The following is an 18,868-nucleotide window of genomic DNA, read 5'->3' as shown; positions in this document are numbered from 1 at the left end:
GCGGACGGCCGGTGACCGGGAACAGCGCTGTCCTGTCGACGTATCGCCTTCAGCTGCGCGGTGATTCGTTCACCTTCGCCGACGCCGAAGGCCTGCTGGACTATCTCGCCGAGCTCGGCGTGTCACACCTGTACCTGTCCCCCATCCTGACCGCGGCGGCCGGGTCGACCCACGGCTACGACGTCACCGATCCGACGACGGTATCCAAAGCCCTGGGCGGACCCGAAGGGCTGCAACGTCTTTCGGCGGCCGCCAGGGCCCGGGGCCTGGGCCTGGTGGTGGACATCGTGCCCAACCACGTCGGGGTGGACGATCCCACGCAGAACGCGTGGTGGTGGGATGTGCTCAAGCACGGCCGGGATTCGGCGTACGCGGGTTTCTTCGACATCGACTGGGACCTGGAGTTCCAGGGTGAGCGTGGCAAGGTCGTGCTTCCGGTCCTGGGCTCCGACACCGATGTCGACGACCTGGTCGTCGACGACGAGGTGCTGCGGCTGGGCGACCGGAGCTGGCCGATCGCCCCGGGCACCGGTGCCGGCTCCCCCGCCGACGTCTACGCCCGCCAGCACTACAAGCTGATCGGTTGGCGCAACAACGTGTGCGGATACCGGCGGTTCTTCTCCATCACCTCGCTGGCGGGCCTACGGCAGGAAGACCCCGACGTGTTCGCCGCCACCCACGCCGAGGTCCGGCGCTGGTTCACCGATCACCTGGTCGACGGCCTGCGCATCGACCATCCGGACGGCCTGACCGACCCCCCCGGCTATCTGGCCCGGCTGCGCGACCTGGTCGGGCCGGACGCCTGGATCGTCATCGAGAAGATCCTGGCCCCCGACGAGCCGCTGGACACCAGCCTGGCCGTCGACGGCGGCACGGGTTACGACGCGCTGCGCGAGATCGGCGGGGTGTTCGTCGACCCCAGCGGGGAATCGGAGCTGAGCACCCTGTATCACCGGGACACCGCCGAGGCGACCGGAGCGCTGAAGGCCGCCGCTGCGACCTCGACGCTCGGCAGCGAGCTGGCCCGGGTGCGTCGCACCATTGCCGCCGAGGCCGGCAGCGATCATCCGCTGCTGGCCGACGCGGTGGCCGCGTTGCTCACCCATGTCGGGGTGTACCGGTTCGACTATCCGGGCCTGGCTGCCGTCGGCCCCGTCGCGATTGCCGAAACCGCCGCTGCCCGAAGCGATCTTGCACAACCACTGGAACTCGTCGCGACGTCGCTGGCCATCGGCGGTGAGGGCGCCAAGCGGCTGCAGCAACTGTGTGGCGCGGTGACAGCGAAGTCCGTCGAGGACTGCCTGTTCTACCGGGACGCCCGCCTGGTGTCACTGAACGAGGTGGGCGGCGAGCCCGACCGATTCGGCGTCACGGTCGCCGAGTTCCACGTGCGCTCGGCGACCAGGGCCCGGCTGTGGCCGCGCGCCATGGTCACCACGTCGACCCATGACACCAAGCGCAGCGAGGATGTGCGGGCCCGGATCGGGGTGCTGTCCCAGATTCCCGCGCTGTGGGCCGACCGGGTGCGGCGCTGGTCGAACGTCGTGCTGGCCCCCGACGAGGACACCGCACTGTTCTTGTGGCAGAACATCTTCGGTGTGTGGCCGGTCGACGGCGAGGTGTCCGACGAGCTGCGCGCCCGCCTGCACGGATACGCCGAGAAGGCGATCCGGGAGGCCGCCACGCACACCACGTGGAACGACCCGGACGGCGATTTCGAGACGGCCGTACACGCCTGGCTGGACGCGATCATCGACGGACCGGTGGCCACCGAACTGACCGCACTGGTGGCGCAGGTGCACCCGCACGCGACCGGCGACGCACTGGGCCAGAAGCTGCTGGCCCTGACTGTGCCCGGCATCCCCGATGTCTACCAGGGCACCGAGTTGCCCGACGACAGCCTCGTGGACCCCGACAACCGTCGCCTCGTCGACTACGCGGCCCGCCGGGCCGCACTGGCGGCCGGCAGCGATCCCAAGATTCGGGTGGTGGCCGCCGCCCTGCGACTGCGTCGCGACAAACCGGACACATTCCTGTCCGGCGGGTATCACCCGCTGTCGGCATCCGGTGCCGCGGCCGAGCACGTGGTGGCGTTCGGGCGCGGGGCCGACGTCGTGGTGGCGGTGGCACGCTGGACCGTCCGGCTGAACGAGACGGGCTGGGGTGACACCACCGTGGACGTGCCCGCGGGCACCTGGTCGGACCGGCTGTCCGGGCGCACGTTCACCGGCACGGTGCCGGCAGGCGATCTGTTCGAGCAGTTGCCCGTGGCGCTGCTGGAGCGGCTGTCGTGACGTCCTTCGCGGTGTGGGCCCCGCGCCCCGAGCTGGTACGCCTCGACGTGGACGGGACGCTGTACCCGATGACCCGCGGCGAGGACGCCTGGTGGCGGGCCGACGTGCCCGCGGCGCCCGGCAGCCGGTACGGCTTCGTGCTCGACGACGACGAGACGGTACTGCCCGACCCGCGCTCGGCCCGCCAACCCGATGGCGTGCACGCCCGCTCGGCGGTGTGGGAGCCGCGGACGGCGCCCGCGCCGTGGGCGGGCAGGTCCGTCGAGGGTGCGGTGATCTACGAGCTGCACCTGGGCACCTTCACCCCCGGGGGCACCTTCGACACAGCGGTGGAGAAACTCGACCACCTCGTGGACCTGGGTGTCGATTTCGTCGAGGTGATGCCGGTCAACGCGTTCAGCGGCACGCACGGCTGGGGTTACGACGGGGTGCTGTGGTACGCCGTGCACGAACCCTACGGTGGGCCGGACGGCTTGCTGCATTTCGTGGACGCCTGCCACGCCAGGGGGCTCGGCGTGCTGGTCGACGCCGTCTTCAACCACCTCGGACCTTCCGGGAACTACCTGCCCCGGTTCGGGCCGTACCTGTCGCGCGGCAGCAATCCGTGGGGCGAATCGATCAACATCGCCGACGCCGATGCCGACGAGGTGCGCCGCTACATCCTGGATTGCGCGTTGCGCTGGATGCGTGATTTCGGCGCGGACGGGCTGCGCCTGGACGCGGTGCACGCGCTGGTGGATACCACCGCCATTCACATCCTCGAGGAGCTGGCCACCGAAACCGAGGCGCTGGCAACCGAACTGGGACGGCCGCTGTCGCTGGTCGCCGAGAGCGACCTCAACGACCCGCGGCTGATCACCCCCGTCGCCCAGGGCGGTCTGGGGATGACCGCCCAATGGGACGACGACATCCACCATGCCATCCACACCGCGGTGTCGGGCGAACGGCAGGGCTATTACGGTGATTTCGGATCACTGGCCACCCTGGCGCAGACGCTGACGCACGGTTACTTCCACGCAGGCACCTATTCGTCGTTCCGGCACCGACGGCACGGGCGGCCGCTGGATGTCACCACCATTCCGGCCACCCGGCTGCTGGCCTACACCCTCACCCACGACCAAGTCGGCAACCGGGCCGTCGGCGACCGCCCGTCGCAGAACCTGACGTTCGGCCAGCTTGCGGTGAAAGCCGCTCTGGCCCTTGGCTCCCCCTACACGGCCATGCTGTTCATGGGCGAGGAGTGGGGATCGTCGAGCCCGTTCCAGTTCTTCACCTCGCACCCGGAACCGGAATTGGGCCGCGCCACCGCGGAGGGCCGTAAAGCCGAGTTCGCCGCGCACGGCTGGGATGCCGACGAGATTCCCGACCCGCAGGATCCGGCGACCTTCGAGCGCTCGAAGCTGGACTGGTCCGAAGTGGGCAACGGCGAACACGCCCGGCTGCTGGAGACCTATCGTGGCCTGATCCGCCTGCGCCGCAACGAATCCGACTTCGCCGATCCATGGCTGCCGCATCTGCGCGTCGATTACGACGAGAACACCCGCTGGATCGTCATGTACCGCGGCGCCTTTGCGGTGGTCTGCAATCTGAATACCGAAGCGGTGCTGGTTCCGGTGACCGGGACCGTGGTGCTGGCGTCCGACGACCCGACGCCGGACGGCTCGGGCACCCGGCTGCCGGGACATTCGTTCGCGGTGCTGCGCACCGGGTAGTGCCCGACGGGGAAATTGACGAAACCGCCTAGGTCAGATAGCGGTAGGTCGGCGAGCCCGGCTCCAGCAGTTCCACGTGGCATTCCGAGCTGTGCATGCGCGCCATCAGGCCGTCCAGGTCGGATGCCGACACCAGTTCGATGCCCACCAGGGCTTCGCCGGTCTCGCGGTTGTTGCGTTTGACGTACTCGAACAAGGTGATGTCGTCGTTGGGTCCGAGCACGCCGTCCAGGAAGCGGCGTAGCGCGCCCGGCTCCTGCGGAAAGTCGACCAGGAAGTAGTGCTTCAGGCCAAGATGCACCAGGGAGCGCTCCAGCACCTCACCATAGCGGGACACGTCGTTGTTGCCGCCCGAGACGATGCACACCACCGTCGACCCCGGCTCGATATCGGTCTCGCGCAGTGCGGCCACCGACAACGCACCGGCGGGCTCGGCGATGATCCCCTCGTTCTGGTAGAGGTCGAGCATGGCGGTGCACACCGCGCCCTCGTCGATCGCGGTGATCGACACCATGTCGCCGGCGGCGGCCAGCGCCGCATAGGTGTTGACGCCGGCCCTGGCCACGGCGGCGCCGTCGACGAACTGGTCGACGTGCTCGAGCGTCACCGGACCGCCGGCGGCGAGCGCGGCCATCATGGACGCCGCGCCGGCGGGTTCCACGCCGAGCACCGCGGTGCCCGCGGTGCGTTCCGACAGGTAGGTCGTGATGCCCGAGACGCACCCACCGCCGCCGACCGGCACGATGACCAGGTCGGGTTCGGTGGGCAGTTGATCGAGGATCTCGACGGCGATGGTGCCCTGGCCGGCGATCGTGCGCGGGTCGTCGTACGGGGGCACCAGCGTGGCGCCGGTCCTGGCGACGTCCTCCAGGGCCGCCTCGGCCGCCATGTCGTAGGTCTTGCCGCCGACGATGACCTCGATGAACTCTCGTCCGTGATAGCGGATTCGGTCCCGCTTCTGCTTGGGGGTCTTGGCCGGGACGTACACCCGGCCGTGCACACCCATCGAGCGGCATGCCAGGGCGAAGCCCTGGGCGTGGTTTCCGGCCGAGGAGCACACCACCCCGGCCGCCAGCTCCTCCGGGGACAGCTGCATGAGCAGGTTGTAGGCGCCGCGCAGCTTGTAGGAGCGCACCGTCTGCAGGTCCTCGCGCTTGAGGTAGACCTGGGCACCGGTCAGGGTCGACAGCCGTTCGCTGAACTGCAGCGGGCTGGCGGTGACCACGCCGGAAATTCGCTGAGCGGCCTCGTCGATATCGGCAGCTGAGACGGGTGAGGTCAGCTGCGTCCTTCGGGGATCCTGGCTCAGTTCGGCAGACACCGCTTCATGGTGCCACCATCGGTCCCCACGACGAAAAATCTGGGCGCCGCTATCGGAGTTTCGGTTGTCCGAACTCTGGGTTACGCGCTATCGTTGAACTATGACCACGCCCACCGAAGTACGGATTGCCGGGGTCCCGTGGCCGACGTACAAGGTGATCGCGCTCATCGTCGGCGCGCTCGCGTTGATCGTCGTCGGTGTCCTCACCGCCAGCGCCCCCACCGCCGTCCTGAGCGCCGCCGCGATCAGCACCGTGACCTGGGCCGTGTTCGGCGCGGCAACCCGCCGATAGCCGACACGGCGCGCCGCCGCACATACAGTCGATAGGCAGCACAGGCCGCCACACTGGGCCGATGGAACCCAATCGGGAGACGCCGGCCGAAGCGTTCGTCAAACGCGCCGAGCAGCGGGTGCCGTCCTGGCTACGGCCCGGCGAGCCCGAGAACCGGCTGCCGGTGCTCGCGGCCATCCTGGTGGCCGTCGCCCTGCAACGCGCGGTACCCGAGCGCTACACCGTGGTGCCCCGCTGGCCGCTGATCGTCATGGAGTTGCTGCTGCTGGTCGTCCTGGTGGCGATCAACCCGCTGCGGCTGACCCGCCGGACCACCGCGGCACGCTGGGGCAGCCTGGTGCTCACCATCGCCATCACCGTCGACAACACCGCCTCGGCCGTCGTTCTCGATTACCGGATCCTCTCGGGGGACGTCAGCAATGACGCGGCCGTGCTGCTGGGCAGCGGTGGGGCCATTTTCATCACCAACGTGCTGGCCTTCGCGCTGTGGTACTGGGAGTTGGATCGCGGTGGACCATTCGCGCGGCGCGCCGGCGAGCAGCCCTACCCCGATTTCTTGTTCCCGCAGATGTCGGACCCGAACACCGCCGAACCCGGCTGGCGCCCGACCTTCGTCGACTATCTGTACGTCAGCTTCACCAATGTGGTGGCCTTCTCCCCCACCGACACCATGCCACTGGCCCGGTGGGCCAAGATGCTCATGATGGTGCAGGCACTGGTGTCGATGTCGACGGTGGCCCTGGTGATCGCCCGCGCGGTGAACGTGCTGAAGTGAGTGCTCACAACCAGGCCCGTTCCGTGGCCGCGGCGATCGCGTCGTTGGCGGTGCCCTTGCCGTCCCAGAGCCCGCGCTTCGACGCGACGGGCATCGACCACCACAACGCGGCGGTGTCGCGCACCTGATGCACCGGGATACCCGTCGCCACGGCGGCATAGTGCAGCCAGAAGTCGTCGGCACGGGGACACACCGCCATGAACGCGTCACCGCGGTCGCGCAGGGTGCGCTGCAGCTCCGGGGGGTACGCCGCACCCGAGACACCGGTGGCGAACACCCGCGGTGAGGTTTCGGTGGTCGTGCACGTCGGCCAGCTGACGTACGGCTCCGCCGACCGTATCCGGGCCCGGAACGTGGTGACCTGACCCGGCCGGTGGGCCCGCAGCAGCTCTTCCAACCACGTCGGTGGGTAGTAGACATCGTCATCGGCGGTGACCAGCGTGAAATCTTCGCCGTCACAAGTAATTTCGCGTACGTACGGATAGTACTTGGTGTGCGGCCCGTAGCCGCGACACAGCCTGATCTCCAAGCCGCGCGTACGCAGCCGGACCAGCGATGCCGGCAGCGCCGCCATGGCGGCCGGGTCGTCGAGCCACAGGATCAGCCGGCGCGGTTTCACGGTACCGGCGCCGATGGTCTCGATCGTCCGCCACACCGTGCCGATCCGGTGACCGTGGCTGGTCAGCGACACGTCGGCGGCACCGTCGCCGACGACCGGGGTGTCGCAACGCCGATTCCGCAGCCACAGGCGCATGTTCAGCGTCGCGAATTCGACCAGCGCCATGCCCAATTGCATGCCGTTTCCGGGAAGAACCCCTGTGTTGCGCATCTTGCCCCCTACGGGCGGTCCCCACCACCTTTATGCAGGTTAATCGATCATCGGGCGAGCGGCAGCGCGAGCCTTCGACCTCGCTCGGACGGCTGGCAGCAACCGGGCGAGGGCCCGCTCGGCGTGACCGGCCTGCAGCGCGAGGTATGACAGCCCGATGGCCGCCGCGAGCACGATGACCACATTGCTGGCGATGAGCCCGGTCGAGATCCGCCCCGCCGGGCTGACCATGAGAACCCACGCGGCTGCGCCGATACCGAGGGCGCACAGCCACGACGCGGCGACCGCGCCGGATCGGCCGAGCCGCGCGAAGCCCGTCGTGGCGACGAATCTCCCGGCGGCCGAATCACCGATCCGCCGCGCGATGACGCCCCACGACACGAACGCGCCATAGGCCACCACGGCACTGCTGAAATCGATACTCATGGTCAGCAGCACACCCAGGTGGAAAACGGTGGCGACGGCGAGCACCGTCCGGAAGGCGCGCCACCAGGGCATGGCCAGCAGGATGGCGAATTCGAAGATGACGGTCAGCCAGTCGGCCAGTTCCCACATCGCGCGCATGTCGTGCGCGGCCAGCCACTCGGCCAGCCAGTACGTCCGGCCCTCGGTCAGGAAGCCGAGGACGAAGTACCCCCGTGCCGCTTGGCTGGACCACGAAAGCCAACCGGTCAGCAACTTGGTCAGGGCCGCGGTGAAGAATCCCCACCCGATCAAGAGGGCGAGTAGGCGTAACGGCCATTGTCGTTGCGGCACAGGCGCACCGCCGCGTCGGTAGGCGTCGAGGGAGTAGCGATTCCCCCAGTCCGCGAACGCCAGCACCAGCGGCGCCAGCAGCAACAGGATGGTGTGGTCGACCTTGCCGAGGCAATACATGAAGCCATAGGTGACAAAGAGCATCACCGCGGCGGCGAGCGACACGTACCTCGTCCACAGGCCCAGGCCGAGCAGGATCAGCGTGAGCGAGCGCAGCACTTCCAGCCCGATCAGCACGCCCGGCGAAGGGAAGCCTGCGAACAACCGGAGGGGCCCCGGCGGGGCGTGGAACATGAAATCCGGGTACCGACCCAGCCACGCGATGTCCGGGACGATGAACAGCGCACTGATCGCATAGATGATCCGGTAGATCCCGAGGTCCGCCGGGGTGAACGGCCCGCTGTCGACCCAGCGGTCGAACCTCTCGGCGATCGTCACGTCGGGTTCCCGAAGTCGATGTGAATGGTGCGCAGCGGCTGGTACTCCACCGCGGATGCGTCCGCGGCACGGTAAGTCGCGGTGCGCCAGACGATGTCCAGTCCGGTCGGCTGGTAGCCGGGGAAGAGCTGGGCCGTCCTGGAGCGCAGCCAGGCGACGGCATCGGGATCGGTGGCGACGCTGCCGTCGCTGAACGCGGCGGTGAAGACCATCAGGCGCACCGACGGGCCGGCGGGAAGCAGGCTGTCCAACGGCACCCGTCGCGGTGCACCGTCGGTGAACCGCGCCACCACCGCCGGCTCTTTCGTCCGTGGTACCCCGGTTTCCAGGAGGCACCCCGCGCATTGCGCAGGGAAGCCGGGCAGCACGAGTGCCGGATAGGGTTCCGCGCGCCACACGGCGAACGGGATGTACTGCAGCACGACGATCCACAGCACCGTCGCCCCGAAGACGATCCGCACCGTGCGCTTGTTAGCCGGCCTCACTGCGCCCTCCGCCGCATCATGGCGACGCCCAAAGGGTTTGCTGAACACCACCGTTGGCACGGTAAACCCAATTCTGGGGCCGTGGCAGGGCGAGCCCTCGTTTTCGCCCGATCGGCGTACCCCGGCTATCCCCCCAGGCAGCCGGGGCCCAGCAGGGCCTTGAGGTCACCCATCAGCGCCGAGGACGGCGTCACCCGCAGCGACTGGTCCAACTCCAGCGTGGTGATCCGCTCCCCACTGATCAACCGCAGGTGGACCTGCGCCGTGCCGGGGTGGCGGGCCAGCACCTGCTTGAGGGCGGTGACCTTGTCGTGCGTGCACTGCCGGGTCGGCAGGCTCAGCGCGAGCGGCCGATCCGGCTGCGCGTTCGAAAAGTCTGGCACCACAAGGTCATTGGCGATCAGTGAGATCCGGTCATCACGTTTGGCCACCTTGGCCCCGACCAGCACCACGGCATCGTCGGCGATATCGGCTCCGAACGCCGAATAGGTCTGCGGGAAGAACAGCACCTCGATACCGCCGGTGAGGTCCTCCAATTGAGCCGAGGCCCACGGCAGGCCGTTCTTGTTGACGCGACGGTTGACCGAGGCCAGGATGCCGCCGACGCGCACCTGGGTGTCGTTGGCGATATCGCCTTCCAGGATCGCCGGGATCTGGGTATCCACCTGGGCGGTCAGCAGGTGCGCCACCCCGTCGAGCGGATGGCCGGACACGTACAGGCCCAGCATCTCCCGTTCCAGCGCCAGCTTGTGCTTGTCGTCCCACTCACCGTCGGGAACCGGGATGGTGAAAACCGATTCGATGCCGGCATCACCGTCGCCCCCGCCGAACAGGTCGAACTGACCGATGGCCTCCGCCTTCTTGGTGCCGAGCACCGAATCCACGGCGTCGGCGTGCACCAGGAACAGGCCCTTGCGGGGATGGCCGAGGGAGTCGAAGGCCCCGGCCTTGATCAACGATTCCGTCACCTTCTTGTTGCAGGCGGTGATGTCCACCTTGTTCAGGTAATCGGAGAAATCGGTGTACTTGCCCTTGTCGCGGCGCCCGGCGATGATCGACTGCACCACGTTGGCGCCGACGTTGCGCACACCACCGAGGCCGTACCGGATGTCGTTGCCGACCGAGGCGAAGTTGTGCACGGATTCGTTGACATCCGGTGGCAGCACGGTGATCCCGAGCCGGCGGCAATCCGACAGGTACACCGCGGCCTTGTCCTTGTCGTCACCGACCGAGGTGAGCAACCCGGCCATGTACTCGGCCGGGAAATTGGCCTTGAGGTAGGCCGTCCAGAACGACACCAGCCCGTAGCCGGCGGCGTGCGATTTGTTGAACGCGTACCCGGCGAACGGAAGGATGGTGTCCCACAACGCCTTCACCGCGGCCTCGGAGAAGCCGTTGGCCGTCATCCCCTCCTTGAAGCCCTTGTACTCGGCCTCGAGCACCTCGAGCTTCTTCTTGCCCATGGCCTTGCGCAGCGCGTCGGCCTTGCCCATGGTGTACGACGCGACCTTCTGGGCGATGAACATGATCTGCTCTTGGTAGACGATCAGGCCGTACGTTTCGGCCAGGATGTCCTTGAGCGGTTCCTCCAGCTCGGGGTGGATCGGCTTGATCGGTTGCCGGCCGTTCTTCCGGTCGGCGTAGTCGTTGTGCGCGTTCATGCCCATCGGGCCGGGGCGGTACAGCGCCAGCACGGCGACGATGTCGTTGAAGCCGGTGGGTTGCATGCGGCGCAACAGGTCCCGCATGGGGCCGCCGTCGAGCTGGAACACGCCCAGGGTGTCACCGCGGGACAGCAGCTCATAGGTGGCCGGGTCGTCCAGCGGCAGGTGATCCATGTCCAGGTCGATGCCGCGGTTGGCCTTGATGTTCTCCAGCGCGTCACCGATGACGGTGAGGTTGCGCAGGCCAAGGAAGTCCATCTTGAGCAGGCCGATGGCCTCACACGACGGGTAGTCCCACCCGGTGATGATGGCGCCGTCCTGCGCCCGCCGCCACATCGGGATGGCGTCGATGAGCGGTTCGGAGCTCATGATGACCGCGCAGGCGTGCACGCCGGCGTTGCGGACCAGGCCCTCCAGGCCGCGGGCGGTCTCGTAGATGGTGCGCACGTCGGGGTCGGTGTCGATCAGCCCGCGCACCTCGGCGGCTTCCTTGTACCGCTCGTGGTTGGGGTCGGTGATCCCGGACAGCGGGATGTCCTTGGCCATGATGGGCGGCGGCAGCGCCTTGGTGATCCGGTCGGCGATGGCGAAGCCGGGCTGGCCGTAGTGCACGCGGGCCGAATCCTTCAGCGCCGCTTTGGTTTTGATGGTGCCGAAGGTGATGACCTGGGCCACCCGGTCGCTGCCCCACTTCTCCGAGGCGTAGCGCACCATCTCGCCGCGGCGACGGTCGTCGAAGTCGATGTCGATATCGGGAGCCGACGGGCGCTCCGGGTTGAGGAACCGCTCGAACAGCAGGCCGTGTGGGATCGGGTCGATGTTGGTGATGCCCATGGCGTAGGCCACCAGCGAGCCGGCCGCCGAACCACGGCCGGGGCCCACCCGGATGTTGACCGACTGCGCGTAGGTGATCAGGTCCGCCACGATCAAGAAGTAGGACGGGAAACCCTTGTCGCAGATGACCTTGATCTCGTAGTCGGCGCGGTCGAGGTATTCCTGCGGCACGCCGTCCGGGAAACGCCGGTTCAGGCCGGCGTGCACCTCGTGGCGCAGCCAGCTGGCCTGATCGTGCCCGTCGGGGACGGGGAAGACGGGCATCCGGTCGCGCGGGGCCCACACGTCGGCGTAGGACTGCACCCGCTCGGCGATCAGCAGGGTGGAATCGCATGCCCCGGGAACCTGCGGATCCCACAGCGCCCGCATGTCCTCGGCGGACTTGAGGTAGTAGCCGTCACCGTCGAACTTGAACCGGGCCGGATCCGAGAGGGTCTTGCCGGTCTGGATACACAGCAGCGCCTCGTGGTTGTGCGAGGCCTCGCGGGTGACGTAGTGGCAGTCGTTGGTGGCCAACGGCGGGATGCCCAGCTTGCGCCCGACCTCGAGCAGTCCCTCGCGGACCCGGCGCTCGATGTCGATGCCGTGGTCCATCAGCTCCAGGAAGAAGTTCTCCTTGCCGAAGATGTCCTGCCACTTCGCCGCGGCCTCGATCGCCTCTTTCTCGTGACCCAGCCGCAACCGGGTCTGCACCTCACCGGACGGGCAGCCGGTGGTGGCGATGATGCCCGCGGCGTGTTCGGCGATGATCTCGGCGTCCATTCGCGACCACTTGCCCAGCTGCCCCTCGAAGGAGGCCAGCGAGGACAGCTTGAACAGGTTGCGCAGCCCGGTCGCGTTCTCGGCGACCATCGTCATGTGGGTGTACGAACCGCTACCCGAGACGTCGTCGCCCTTCTGACTGGGATCACCCCATGTGACGCGCTTGGTGTCGAAGCGCGACGCCGGCGCTATATAGGCCTCGATGCCGATGATCGGCTTGATGCCCGCCTCGGTCGCCTTGTTGTAGAACTCACTGGCGCCGAACATGTTTCCGTGGTCGGTCATCCCGATCGCGGGCATCTCCAGGCGCTGCGCCTCGGCGATCATCGGCTTGACCTTCGCCGCACCATCGAGCATGGAGTATTCGGTGTGGTTGTGTAAGTGCACGAAGGACCGGTGAGAGCTCATAGGAACGCCAGTCTATGGGTGCCCACCGACAGTTCTCGGCGTGTCGCGCGACGTGTCTGCTCACCCGGCGTGGAGCCCGGCGGCGGGCCCGGTGTGACCCTGCGACCGTAGGTCTCACATACCCGGCAACGGCTGTATCGTATGACTCCGTGATCGAGCTCAATAATGTCGCCAAGACATTCGGCGGCAACGTCCCCGCCCTGCGCGACGTGAGCTTTTCCGTTCCCACCGGGTCCGTGTGCGCGTTGCTGGGGCACAACGGCGCCGGGAAGACGACGACGGTCAAAATCCTCTCCACACTGCTGAAGCCGACCTCCGGTCAGGCCATCGTCGCGGGCTACGACGTGGCCACCGAACCGGCCATGGTGCGCCGCAGCATCGGTGTCACCGGTCAGGACGCCGCCCTGGATCCGCGGCTGACCGGCCGGGAGAACCTGGTGTTGTTCGGGCGGCTGCGCGGGTTGCGGCGCGCCGAGGCCCGCGCCAGGGCCGAGGAGCTCATCACCCAATTCGACATGGGCCACGCGGCCGACCGACAGGTCAGTGGCTACTCCGGCGGCATGCGGCGGCGCATCGACATCGCCGTCTCCCTGGTGGTGATGCCCAAGGTGCTGTTCCTGGACGAGCCGACCACCGGGCTGGATCCGCGCAGCCGGCGTGACGTCTGGAATCTGGTGTCCTCGATGGCGGCTCAGGACATCACCGTCCTGCTGACCACCCAGTACCTCGAGGAAGCCGATATCCTCAGCGACTTCATCGTGATCCTGAACCACGGCCAGATCGTGGCGAAGGGCACCGCCGACGAACTCAAACGCCAGACCGGTTCCAGCTACTGCGAGATGACCGCGCTCAACTCCGACGATCTGCCGCGGATCGCCGCGGCCCTCGCCGATTTCCACGAGGTGGAGGTGGACGCCGACACCAGCACCGTGTCGGTGCCCGCCCCGCAGGGCGTGGCGACGCTGTCGGAGGTGTTCCGCCGGATGGACGGGCTCGGTGTCGAACTGCTGGACATCTCGCTGCGCAGGCCCTCCCTCGACGAGGTGTTCCTGCACCTCACCACCCCGGTCATCTCGAAGTGACGCCGTTCGCACTGCTGACCGCACGCATCGTGCAGAAGGGTCGGATGGATCTCGCCTTCGCGGCACTGGTACCGATTTCCGGACTGATCGGTCTGACGTTCCTGCTGCGCGACATCATCCCGACCGGTCAGATGAGCTACGCCCAGTACATCCTGCCCGCGGTGGTGGTGCAGGCCATGCTGTTCGGCGCGCTCACCACCACCGACCGCGCGGCCTGGGAGAAGGCCAGCGGGCTGAGCGCGCGCATGCGCACCCTGCCCATCTCGCCCTACGCACCGCTGATGGCCCGGATGGCCTACTGCCTGATCCGCGGCGTGCTGGCGTTGGTGGCGTCGTTCCTGGCGGCCTACCTGTTCGGCTTCCGGTTGACCACCGGATTCGGTTATGCCGCAGCGTTTGTGCTGCTGGCGCTGACGCTGACGCTGGCGCTGTCGTTCGGTGCCGACGCGACGGGAGCCAAGGCCGGCCGCACCGAAGTGGCCAGCCAGCTGTTGTTGATCCCGCAGCTGCTGCTGGTGATGCTGTCCACCGGCCTCGCCCCCGTGGAGGCGTTCCCGTCCTGGTTGCAGGGCTTCGTGCGCTACCAGCCGATCTCGCAGATCACCGAGACGCTGCGCGGCTTCACCAGCGGCCACGTCACGACGGCCAACCTGGCGACCAGCCTGGCATGGTGCATCGGCATGCTGGCCGTGTTCGGCCCGATCGCCATCCGACTTCAGGGGCGCACGTCGTGACCACGAGTTCAGCACATCGGCATTCGCTGCTGGCGGAGAGTTGGATCTTCGCGGGCCGGCTGTTCGTGCAATGGCGCCGCTATCCGATGGTGCCGCTGCAGGCGCTGCTGTTCCCGACGCTGCTGCTGATCATCTACGGCGCGCTGGTGGGCAAGTCGATGGTCCGGCTGACCGGCAACAGCGGACTGGATCTGCTGATCCCGGTGTGCACGCTGGCCGGCGCCATGTCGGGCGCCGTCGGGGCGGGCCTGGCGGTGCCGTACGACCGGGACAGCGGTCTGCTGACCCGGCTGTGGCTGATGCCGGTGCACCGGACGGCGCCGTTGACCGGCGCGCTGCTGGCCGAGGCGGTGCGCACCTTCGCCGGGTCGGCAGTCGTGGTGGCCACCGGCTACGTGATGGGGTTCCGCTTCGGCGGAGGCTGGATCGAGCTGCTGGGTTACCTGCTGATGCCGGTGGTCGTGGTCGTGGTCTTCGCGACGGTGGTGATCACGCTTGCGCTGCGTCCGCAGGGGCGGATCATCCTGACCTGGACCCAGACCGCGTGCATGGGGCTGGCATTCGCGACGCTCATCCCGCTGGACCGGCTGCCGGCGGTGCTGCGCCCGCTGGCCGAGTACCAACCGGTCGCGCCGCCGGCGGCGGCCATGCGTGCGCTGTCCTCGGGCGGCGGGCTGTGGCAGCCGATCCTGCTGACGCTGCTGTGGGCGGTGGTGATCGCGGCGTTGTTCGTCCCGGTGGCCGTGCGCGGATACCGGGCGGCGGTCGAAGGCGGCAAACAGGACGGCTGAGCCGTCGATCGAACAGAGGTGGCTGAGCCGTCGATCGAACAGAGGTGGCTGAGCCGTCGGTATGACCCGCTCGGCTACACCGAATCCAGGTCGGGCGCGATCTCGAAGCGTGCCGGCATCTCGAATTCCGAACGTTTCAGCGTCGCGGTCAGGTAGCCGTACTGGAAGGCCAGACCGACGAGCGCGTTGGCCGCCAACTCGGCGGGCGGGCGGCGCAACTCGGTACGCAACGTCGCCCAGGCCTGCACCGGTGAATGCCGCGGCGCGGCGTGCCCGCCCGCGCCCGCGTCGTTGCGGCTGGCCCACCGGATGTAGGCGTTGCTGTGCCCGTAGCGCTTCCACTGGCTGGCCAGATCCCGCATCGAGGTGCGCGGCTCCCACTCCATCAGGACCCGGGTGTCGGTGGCGATCGTACCCAGCGCCTGTTCCTGGATGCGCCAGCAGATGTCGAGGTCTCCCCCGCCGCGCATCGACCGGAAACCACCCACCTTGGCGAAGGCGATCCGGTCGATGCCGAGGTTGGCGGTGGGATAGTAATCCGGTTTGGGCGGAACCATCCCGATGGTGGCCTTCATCGCCCCGCCCCCGCGCGGCAGCATGAAGGGCTGCATCGCGGCCGCCATCCTGGCCGCCAGCGTCGCCCCGGAGACCGTGCGGACGTTGGTGCAGGACAGCGCGACTCCCGGTTTCTGTTGCAGGGCCCGGTGCGCCTCGATCAGTCCCGGCAGCGGCCGGCACCGCCCGTCGGTGAACAGCAGGATGTCCGCCGTGGACTTGCTCGCCGCGACCTGCCGGGCGTAGTACGGGCCCCGGCTGTCGGTCACCGTCACCACGTTGGCACCCAAGGACCGTGCCACCGCTTCGGTTTCGTCGGTGGACGCGTCGTTGACGACGGTCACCCGGTCTCCCTCGGCCAGCTGGTCGAGCACCGGCGTCAGCAGTTTCGGCAGATGGTCGGCCATGTTGCGGACCGGGATGATGACCTCGATGGTCTGCTTGGTCATCAGACGTTCAGTCCGCCCCGGCCGAGGCTGTACACCTGCCATCCGGCGCCGGACCAGTACTCCCGGTCGATCGCGTTGCGGGTGTCGAGCAGGCGCGGCTGTTTCACCACCGACCGGAACGCCACCGGGTCGATGTTGCAGTACTCGTCCCATTCGGTGGCCAGCACGATCAGATCCGCGTTGCGGCAGGCATCCTCGACACTGGCGAAGTATCCGAGCGTGGGGAACCGGGCTTTCGCGTTGTCGATCGCCTTCGGGTCGTGCACGCGCACGTCCGCGCCCTTCAGATGCATGGCGGCGGCCACGTTCAACGCCGGCGAATCGCGGACGTCGTCGCTGTTGGGCTTGAACGCCGCACCCAGGACGGCGATGCTCTTGCCCAGGAATTCTCCACCGACGACGGCGCGCGCCACCGAGACGGCCTTCTCGCGCCGGCGCAGGTTGATCTTGTCGACCTCATGCAGGAATCGCAGTGCGTCGGCGGCACCGAGTTCACCGGCCCTGGCGCTGAAGGCGCGGATGTCCTTGGGCAGACACCCGCCGCCGAAACCCAAGCCGGCGTTGAGGAATCGCTTACCGATCCGGTCGTCGTAGCCCAGCGCGCGGCTGAGCGTCACCACATCGGCGTCGACGATCTCGCACACCTCGGCCATCGCGTTGATGAACGAGATCTTGGTGGCCAGAAAGGCGTTGGCCGCGACCTTGACCAGTTCCGAGGTCGCGAGGTCAGCCGTCAGATGCGGCGTCCCGGCATCCAGCAGACTGCCGTACACCTCTTGCAACGTCTTCTCGGCATACTCGGACGTGACTCCGAAAACCAGGCGGTCCGGCTGCAGCGTGTCCTCGATCGCCTTGCCCTCTCGAAGGAATTCGGGATTCCACGCCACCTCCAGGCGGTGCGGCGACGACGTCGCGGCCACCTCGGCGGCGAGGCGCTGCGCCGTGCCCACCGGGACGGTGGACTTGCCGACGATCAATCCGTCGACATCGGCGTTGACGGCAACCGACCGGAACGCGCTGTCGACGTAGGCGACGTTGGCCGCGTCCGAACCCGAGGACTGTGGCGTCCCGACACAGACGAAGTGCACGGAGGCTCCGGAGACGGCCTCCTGCACGGACTGGGTGAACCGCAACCGGCCGGTGCCGAGCACCTCGGTGAGCAGTTCGTCGAATCCCGGTTCGTAGAACGGGGAGGTGCCGGTTGCCAGCGCGGCGATCTTGGCCGCGTCGGTGTCATACGCGACGACCTCGTGCCCGATATGCGCCATGCAGGCGGCGTGGACGGCACCCAGGTAGCCCGTTCCAATGACGCTCATTCTCATCTAGCTGAACTCCAGGCTCTCGCAGTATGTTGCGACCGCACGGGGGCCATCGGCCGATTGTCGCGAAGCGCGATCGAGGCCGGATCGAGTCTGCCCGCCAATACTTCTCCTTGCTCGGTCGCAGCTAAGTACACCACACCTCATCACCACCGCTCTCGCTACGGGCGGACACCCGCACGCAACGTCGTGCACACTGCGAACACGGTCCGACGGGCCGATGAACCGGCGGTGACATGCGCGCGATGAGTCGGCGGGTCCGGCGATGCGGCCTCGGGGTGTTAACACGAAATTCTTTGGCTTGCGCGCACACACCGGGGCAAATGTGAGGTGGACCACTGGGAAGCCGCACGGCGCGTATATCCGAAGCTAATCGGCGGAACAGCAAATTCTCATGGGTGCGCGGTGTTCGGCGCTCCCCGTCGAGTCTGCAAAAGTGCCTGGTACCAGGCACTTTAGATTGTTAAGGTCCGGCGCATGGCTATGTGGGGGCTGGCGAGCGGGCTACGTTCATCGGGGCATGCGAGGACAGCGGTGGCCGTCACACCCCCGGTGACGGGACTCGAACCCGTTCCGGCGCGGCCGAAGCGAGCTACCCGAAACACAGGTACCTTCCCGACTACGCCGATTGCGTGGTGTGCTGCAGTCGCCGAATATGCTCGTCAGGCGGCGCAACTACGCCGCACGAACCGCACGTCCACCGCAAGCATCCTGGGGGATGCTGACGTCAACGTGTCGTTGACGAGCTACGGCAAACGAATTGCCACCGTATGGCAGACAATCGAGACCATCGGTGCCGGTACCGTCAAACCCCGCCGGTTGATCCTGTGGCTGGATGAGGCCGCGGCTATTGCCGATCTGCCGCCGGCGCTGAAGCGCCTACAGGCACGCGGGTTGGAAGTCCGCAGATGCGCCGACTACGGGCCGCACAAGAAGTACTTCCCCTATGTCAATGAGATCCTGCCGGACGAGCCCGACCGCACCCTGGTCACCGCTGACGACGACGTCTATTACCCGGTGAATTGGCTCAGCGAGCTTCTCGCCGCGCACAGCTCGAAACAAGTGACGGCTTTCCGCGCACGAATTCGCACGGAGGGGCCGTATCGCGACTGGCCGATGTGCTCCACAACCGAACCCGCGGACACCGTATTCGCAACGGGTACCTCCGGTGTGGCATACGCGCCGGAAGTGCTCCACACGCTCAGAGTCCGTGGCGACGAATTCACCACTGTATGCCCTCGCGCCGACGACTTCTGGCTCCACTACGCCGCAATCAGGTCGGGCGCAAAGAGGCTCTTCACAGATGAGGGTGTAGAGGTGGTTGGCGCGTCGTTGCCGGGATAGAGGTCGAGGTCTCTCGAAAATGAG

15 protein-coding genes are annotated in these 18,868 nt (G+C 67.7%); 8 read left to right on the top strand and 7 right to left on the bottom strand.

Annotated features, from left to right (window positions below):
• Nucleotides 1-11 precede the first annotated feature (11 nt).
• A complete protein-coding gene (gene treY, locus AWB94_RS19990; RefSeq protein ID WP_062657224.1) occupies nucleotides 12-2,294 on the top strand; it encodes a malto-oligosyltrehalose synthase in 2,283 nt (760 codons plus the stop codon).
• Nucleotides 2,291-4,006, top strand: coding sequence for a malto-oligosyltrehalose trehalohydrolase (treZ, locus tag AWB94_RS19985; RefSeq protein ID WP_062657225.1), 1,716 nt, complete (start codon nucleotides 2,291-2,293; stop codon nucleotides 4,004-4,006). Before treY ends, treZ begins: the two co-directional genes overlap by 4 nt.
• Nucleotides 4,007-4,034: 28 nt before the next feature.
• Here the strand turns inward: treZ and ilvA are convergent, their stop codons facing one another.
• Nucleotides 4,035-5,327, bottom strand: coding sequence for a threonine ammonia-lyase IlvA (ilvA, locus tag AWB94_RS19980; RefSeq protein ID WP_062657226.1), 1,293 nt, complete (start codon nucleotides 5,325-5,327; stop codon nucleotides 4,035-4,037).
• Nucleotides 5,328-5,427: 100 nt separating this feature from the next.
• On the opposite strand from ilvA, the gene AWB94_RS19975 reads away from it, so the two are divergent.
• Both AWB94_RS19975 and AWB94_RS19970 read left to right on the top strand, forming a co-directional pair.
• Nucleotides 5,428-5,619, top strand: coding sequence for a hypothetical protein (locus AWB94_RS19975; RefSeq protein ID WP_062657227.1), 192 nt, complete (start codon nucleotides 5,428-5,430; stop codon nucleotides 5,617-5,619).
• A 61-nt stretch (nucleotides 5,620-5,680) separates the two neighbouring features.
• On the top strand, nucleotides 5,681-6,394 hold the full coding sequence (locus AWB94_RS19970) for a hypothetical protein (RefSeq protein ID WP_062657228.1): 714 nt from the start codon (nucleotides 5,681-5,683) through the stop codon (nucleotides 6,392-6,394).
• Between the two features lie 4 nt (nucleotides 6,395-6,398).
• Here the strand turns inward: AWB94_RS19970 and AWB94_RS19965 are convergent, their stop codons facing one another.
• The 4 genes from AWB94_RS19965 to dnaE all read right to left on the bottom strand — a co-directional run bounded on the left by AWB94_RS19965 (nucleotide 6,399) and on the right by dnaE (nucleotide 12,570).
• Complete coding sequence (locus AWB94_RS19965) at nucleotides 6,399-7,223, bottom strand: hypothetical protein (RefSeq protein ID WP_131805309.1); 825 nt, start codon at nucleotides 7,221-7,223, stop codon at nucleotides 6,399-6,401.
• A 39-nt stretch (nucleotides 7,224-7,262) separates the two neighbouring features.
• Nucleotides 7,263-8,417, bottom strand: a complete 1,155-nt coding sequence (locus AWB94_RS19960) for a hypothetical protein (RefSeq protein WP_064961308.1) — start codon at nucleotides 8,415-8,417, stop codon at nucleotides 7,263-7,265.
• Nucleotides 8,414-8,902: a hypothetical protein gene (locus AWB94_RS19955; protein ID WP_062657230.1), complete on the bottom strand. Its 489-nt coding sequence runs from the start codon at nucleotides 8,900-8,902 to the stop codon at nucleotides 8,414-8,416. Before AWB94_RS19955 ends, AWB94_RS19960 begins: the two co-directional genes overlap by 4 nt.
• Nucleotides 8,903-9,027: 125 nt before the next feature.
• Complete coding sequence (gene dnaE / locus AWB94_RS19950; protein ID WP_062657231.1) at nucleotides 9,028-12,570, bottom strand: DNA polymerase III subunit alpha; 3,543 nt, start codon at nucleotides 12,568-12,570, stop codon at nucleotides 9,028-9,030.
• Between the two features lie 149 nt (nucleotides 12,571-12,719).
• Here dnaE and AWB94_RS19945 point away from each other — a divergent pair, with 149 nt between their 5' ends.
• Genes AWB94_RS19945 through AWB94_RS19935 form a run of 3 tightly spaced genes read left to right on the top strand, consistent with a single transcriptional unit; the run spans nucleotide 12,720 to nucleotide 15,177 of the window.
• A complete protein-coding gene (locus tag AWB94_RS19945) occupies nucleotides 12,720-13,652 on the top strand; it encodes a daunorubicin/doxorubicin resistance ABC transporter ATP-binding protein DrrA (protein WP_062657232.1) in 933 nt (310 codons plus the stop codon).
• A complete protein-coding gene (locus tag AWB94_RS19940; RefSeq protein ID WP_201029550.1) occupies nucleotides 13,649-14,386 on the top strand; it encodes an ABC transporter permease in 738 nt (245 codons plus the stop codon). The genes AWB94_RS19945 and AWB94_RS19940 overlap by 4 nt, the downstream gene beginning before the upstream one ends.
• On the top strand, nucleotides 14,383-15,177 hold the full coding sequence (locus tag AWB94_RS19935; protein WP_062657233.1) for an ABC transporter permease: 795 nt from the start codon (nucleotides 14,383-14,385) through the stop codon (nucleotides 15,175-15,177). Before AWB94_RS19940 ends, AWB94_RS19935 begins: the two co-directional genes overlap by 4 nt.
• A gap of 74 nt (nucleotides 15,178-15,251) precedes the next feature.
• Here the strand turns inward: AWB94_RS19935 and AWB94_RS19930 are convergent, their stop codons facing one another.
• Entirely contained in the window at nucleotides 15,252-16,181 is a 930-nt protein-coding gene (locus AWB94_RS19930; RefSeq protein ID WP_062657234.1) for a glycosyltransferase family 2 protein, read from the bottom strand.
• The gene (locus tag AWB94_RS19925) at nucleotides 16,181-17,503 is read right to left on the bottom strand and encodes a UDP-glucose dehydrogenase family protein (protein WP_062657235.1); all 1,323 of its coding nucleotides are present in this window, start codon (nucleotides 17,501-17,503) and stop codon (nucleotides 16,181-16,183) included. The genes AWB94_RS19930 and AWB94_RS19925 overlap by 1 nt, the downstream gene beginning before the upstream one ends.
• Nucleotides 17,504-18,034: 531 nt before the next feature.
• Here AWB94_RS19925 and AWB94_RS19920 point away from each other — a divergent pair.
• A complete protein-coding gene (locus AWB94_RS19920) occupies nucleotides 18,035-18,844 on the top strand; it encodes a hypothetical protein (protein WP_133058219.1) in 810 nt (269 codons plus the stop codon).
• Nucleotides 18,845-18,868: the final 24 nt, after the last annotated feature.

This window comes from Mycolicibacterium canariasense (assembly GCF_002101555.1).
Lineage (GTDB): Bacteria > Actinomycetota > Actinomycetes > Mycobacteriales > Mycobacteriaceae > Mycobacterium > Mycobacterium canariasense.
Note: the sequence above shows the minus strand (reverse complement) of the source record. Positions and strands in the feature narration are given on the sequence as shown.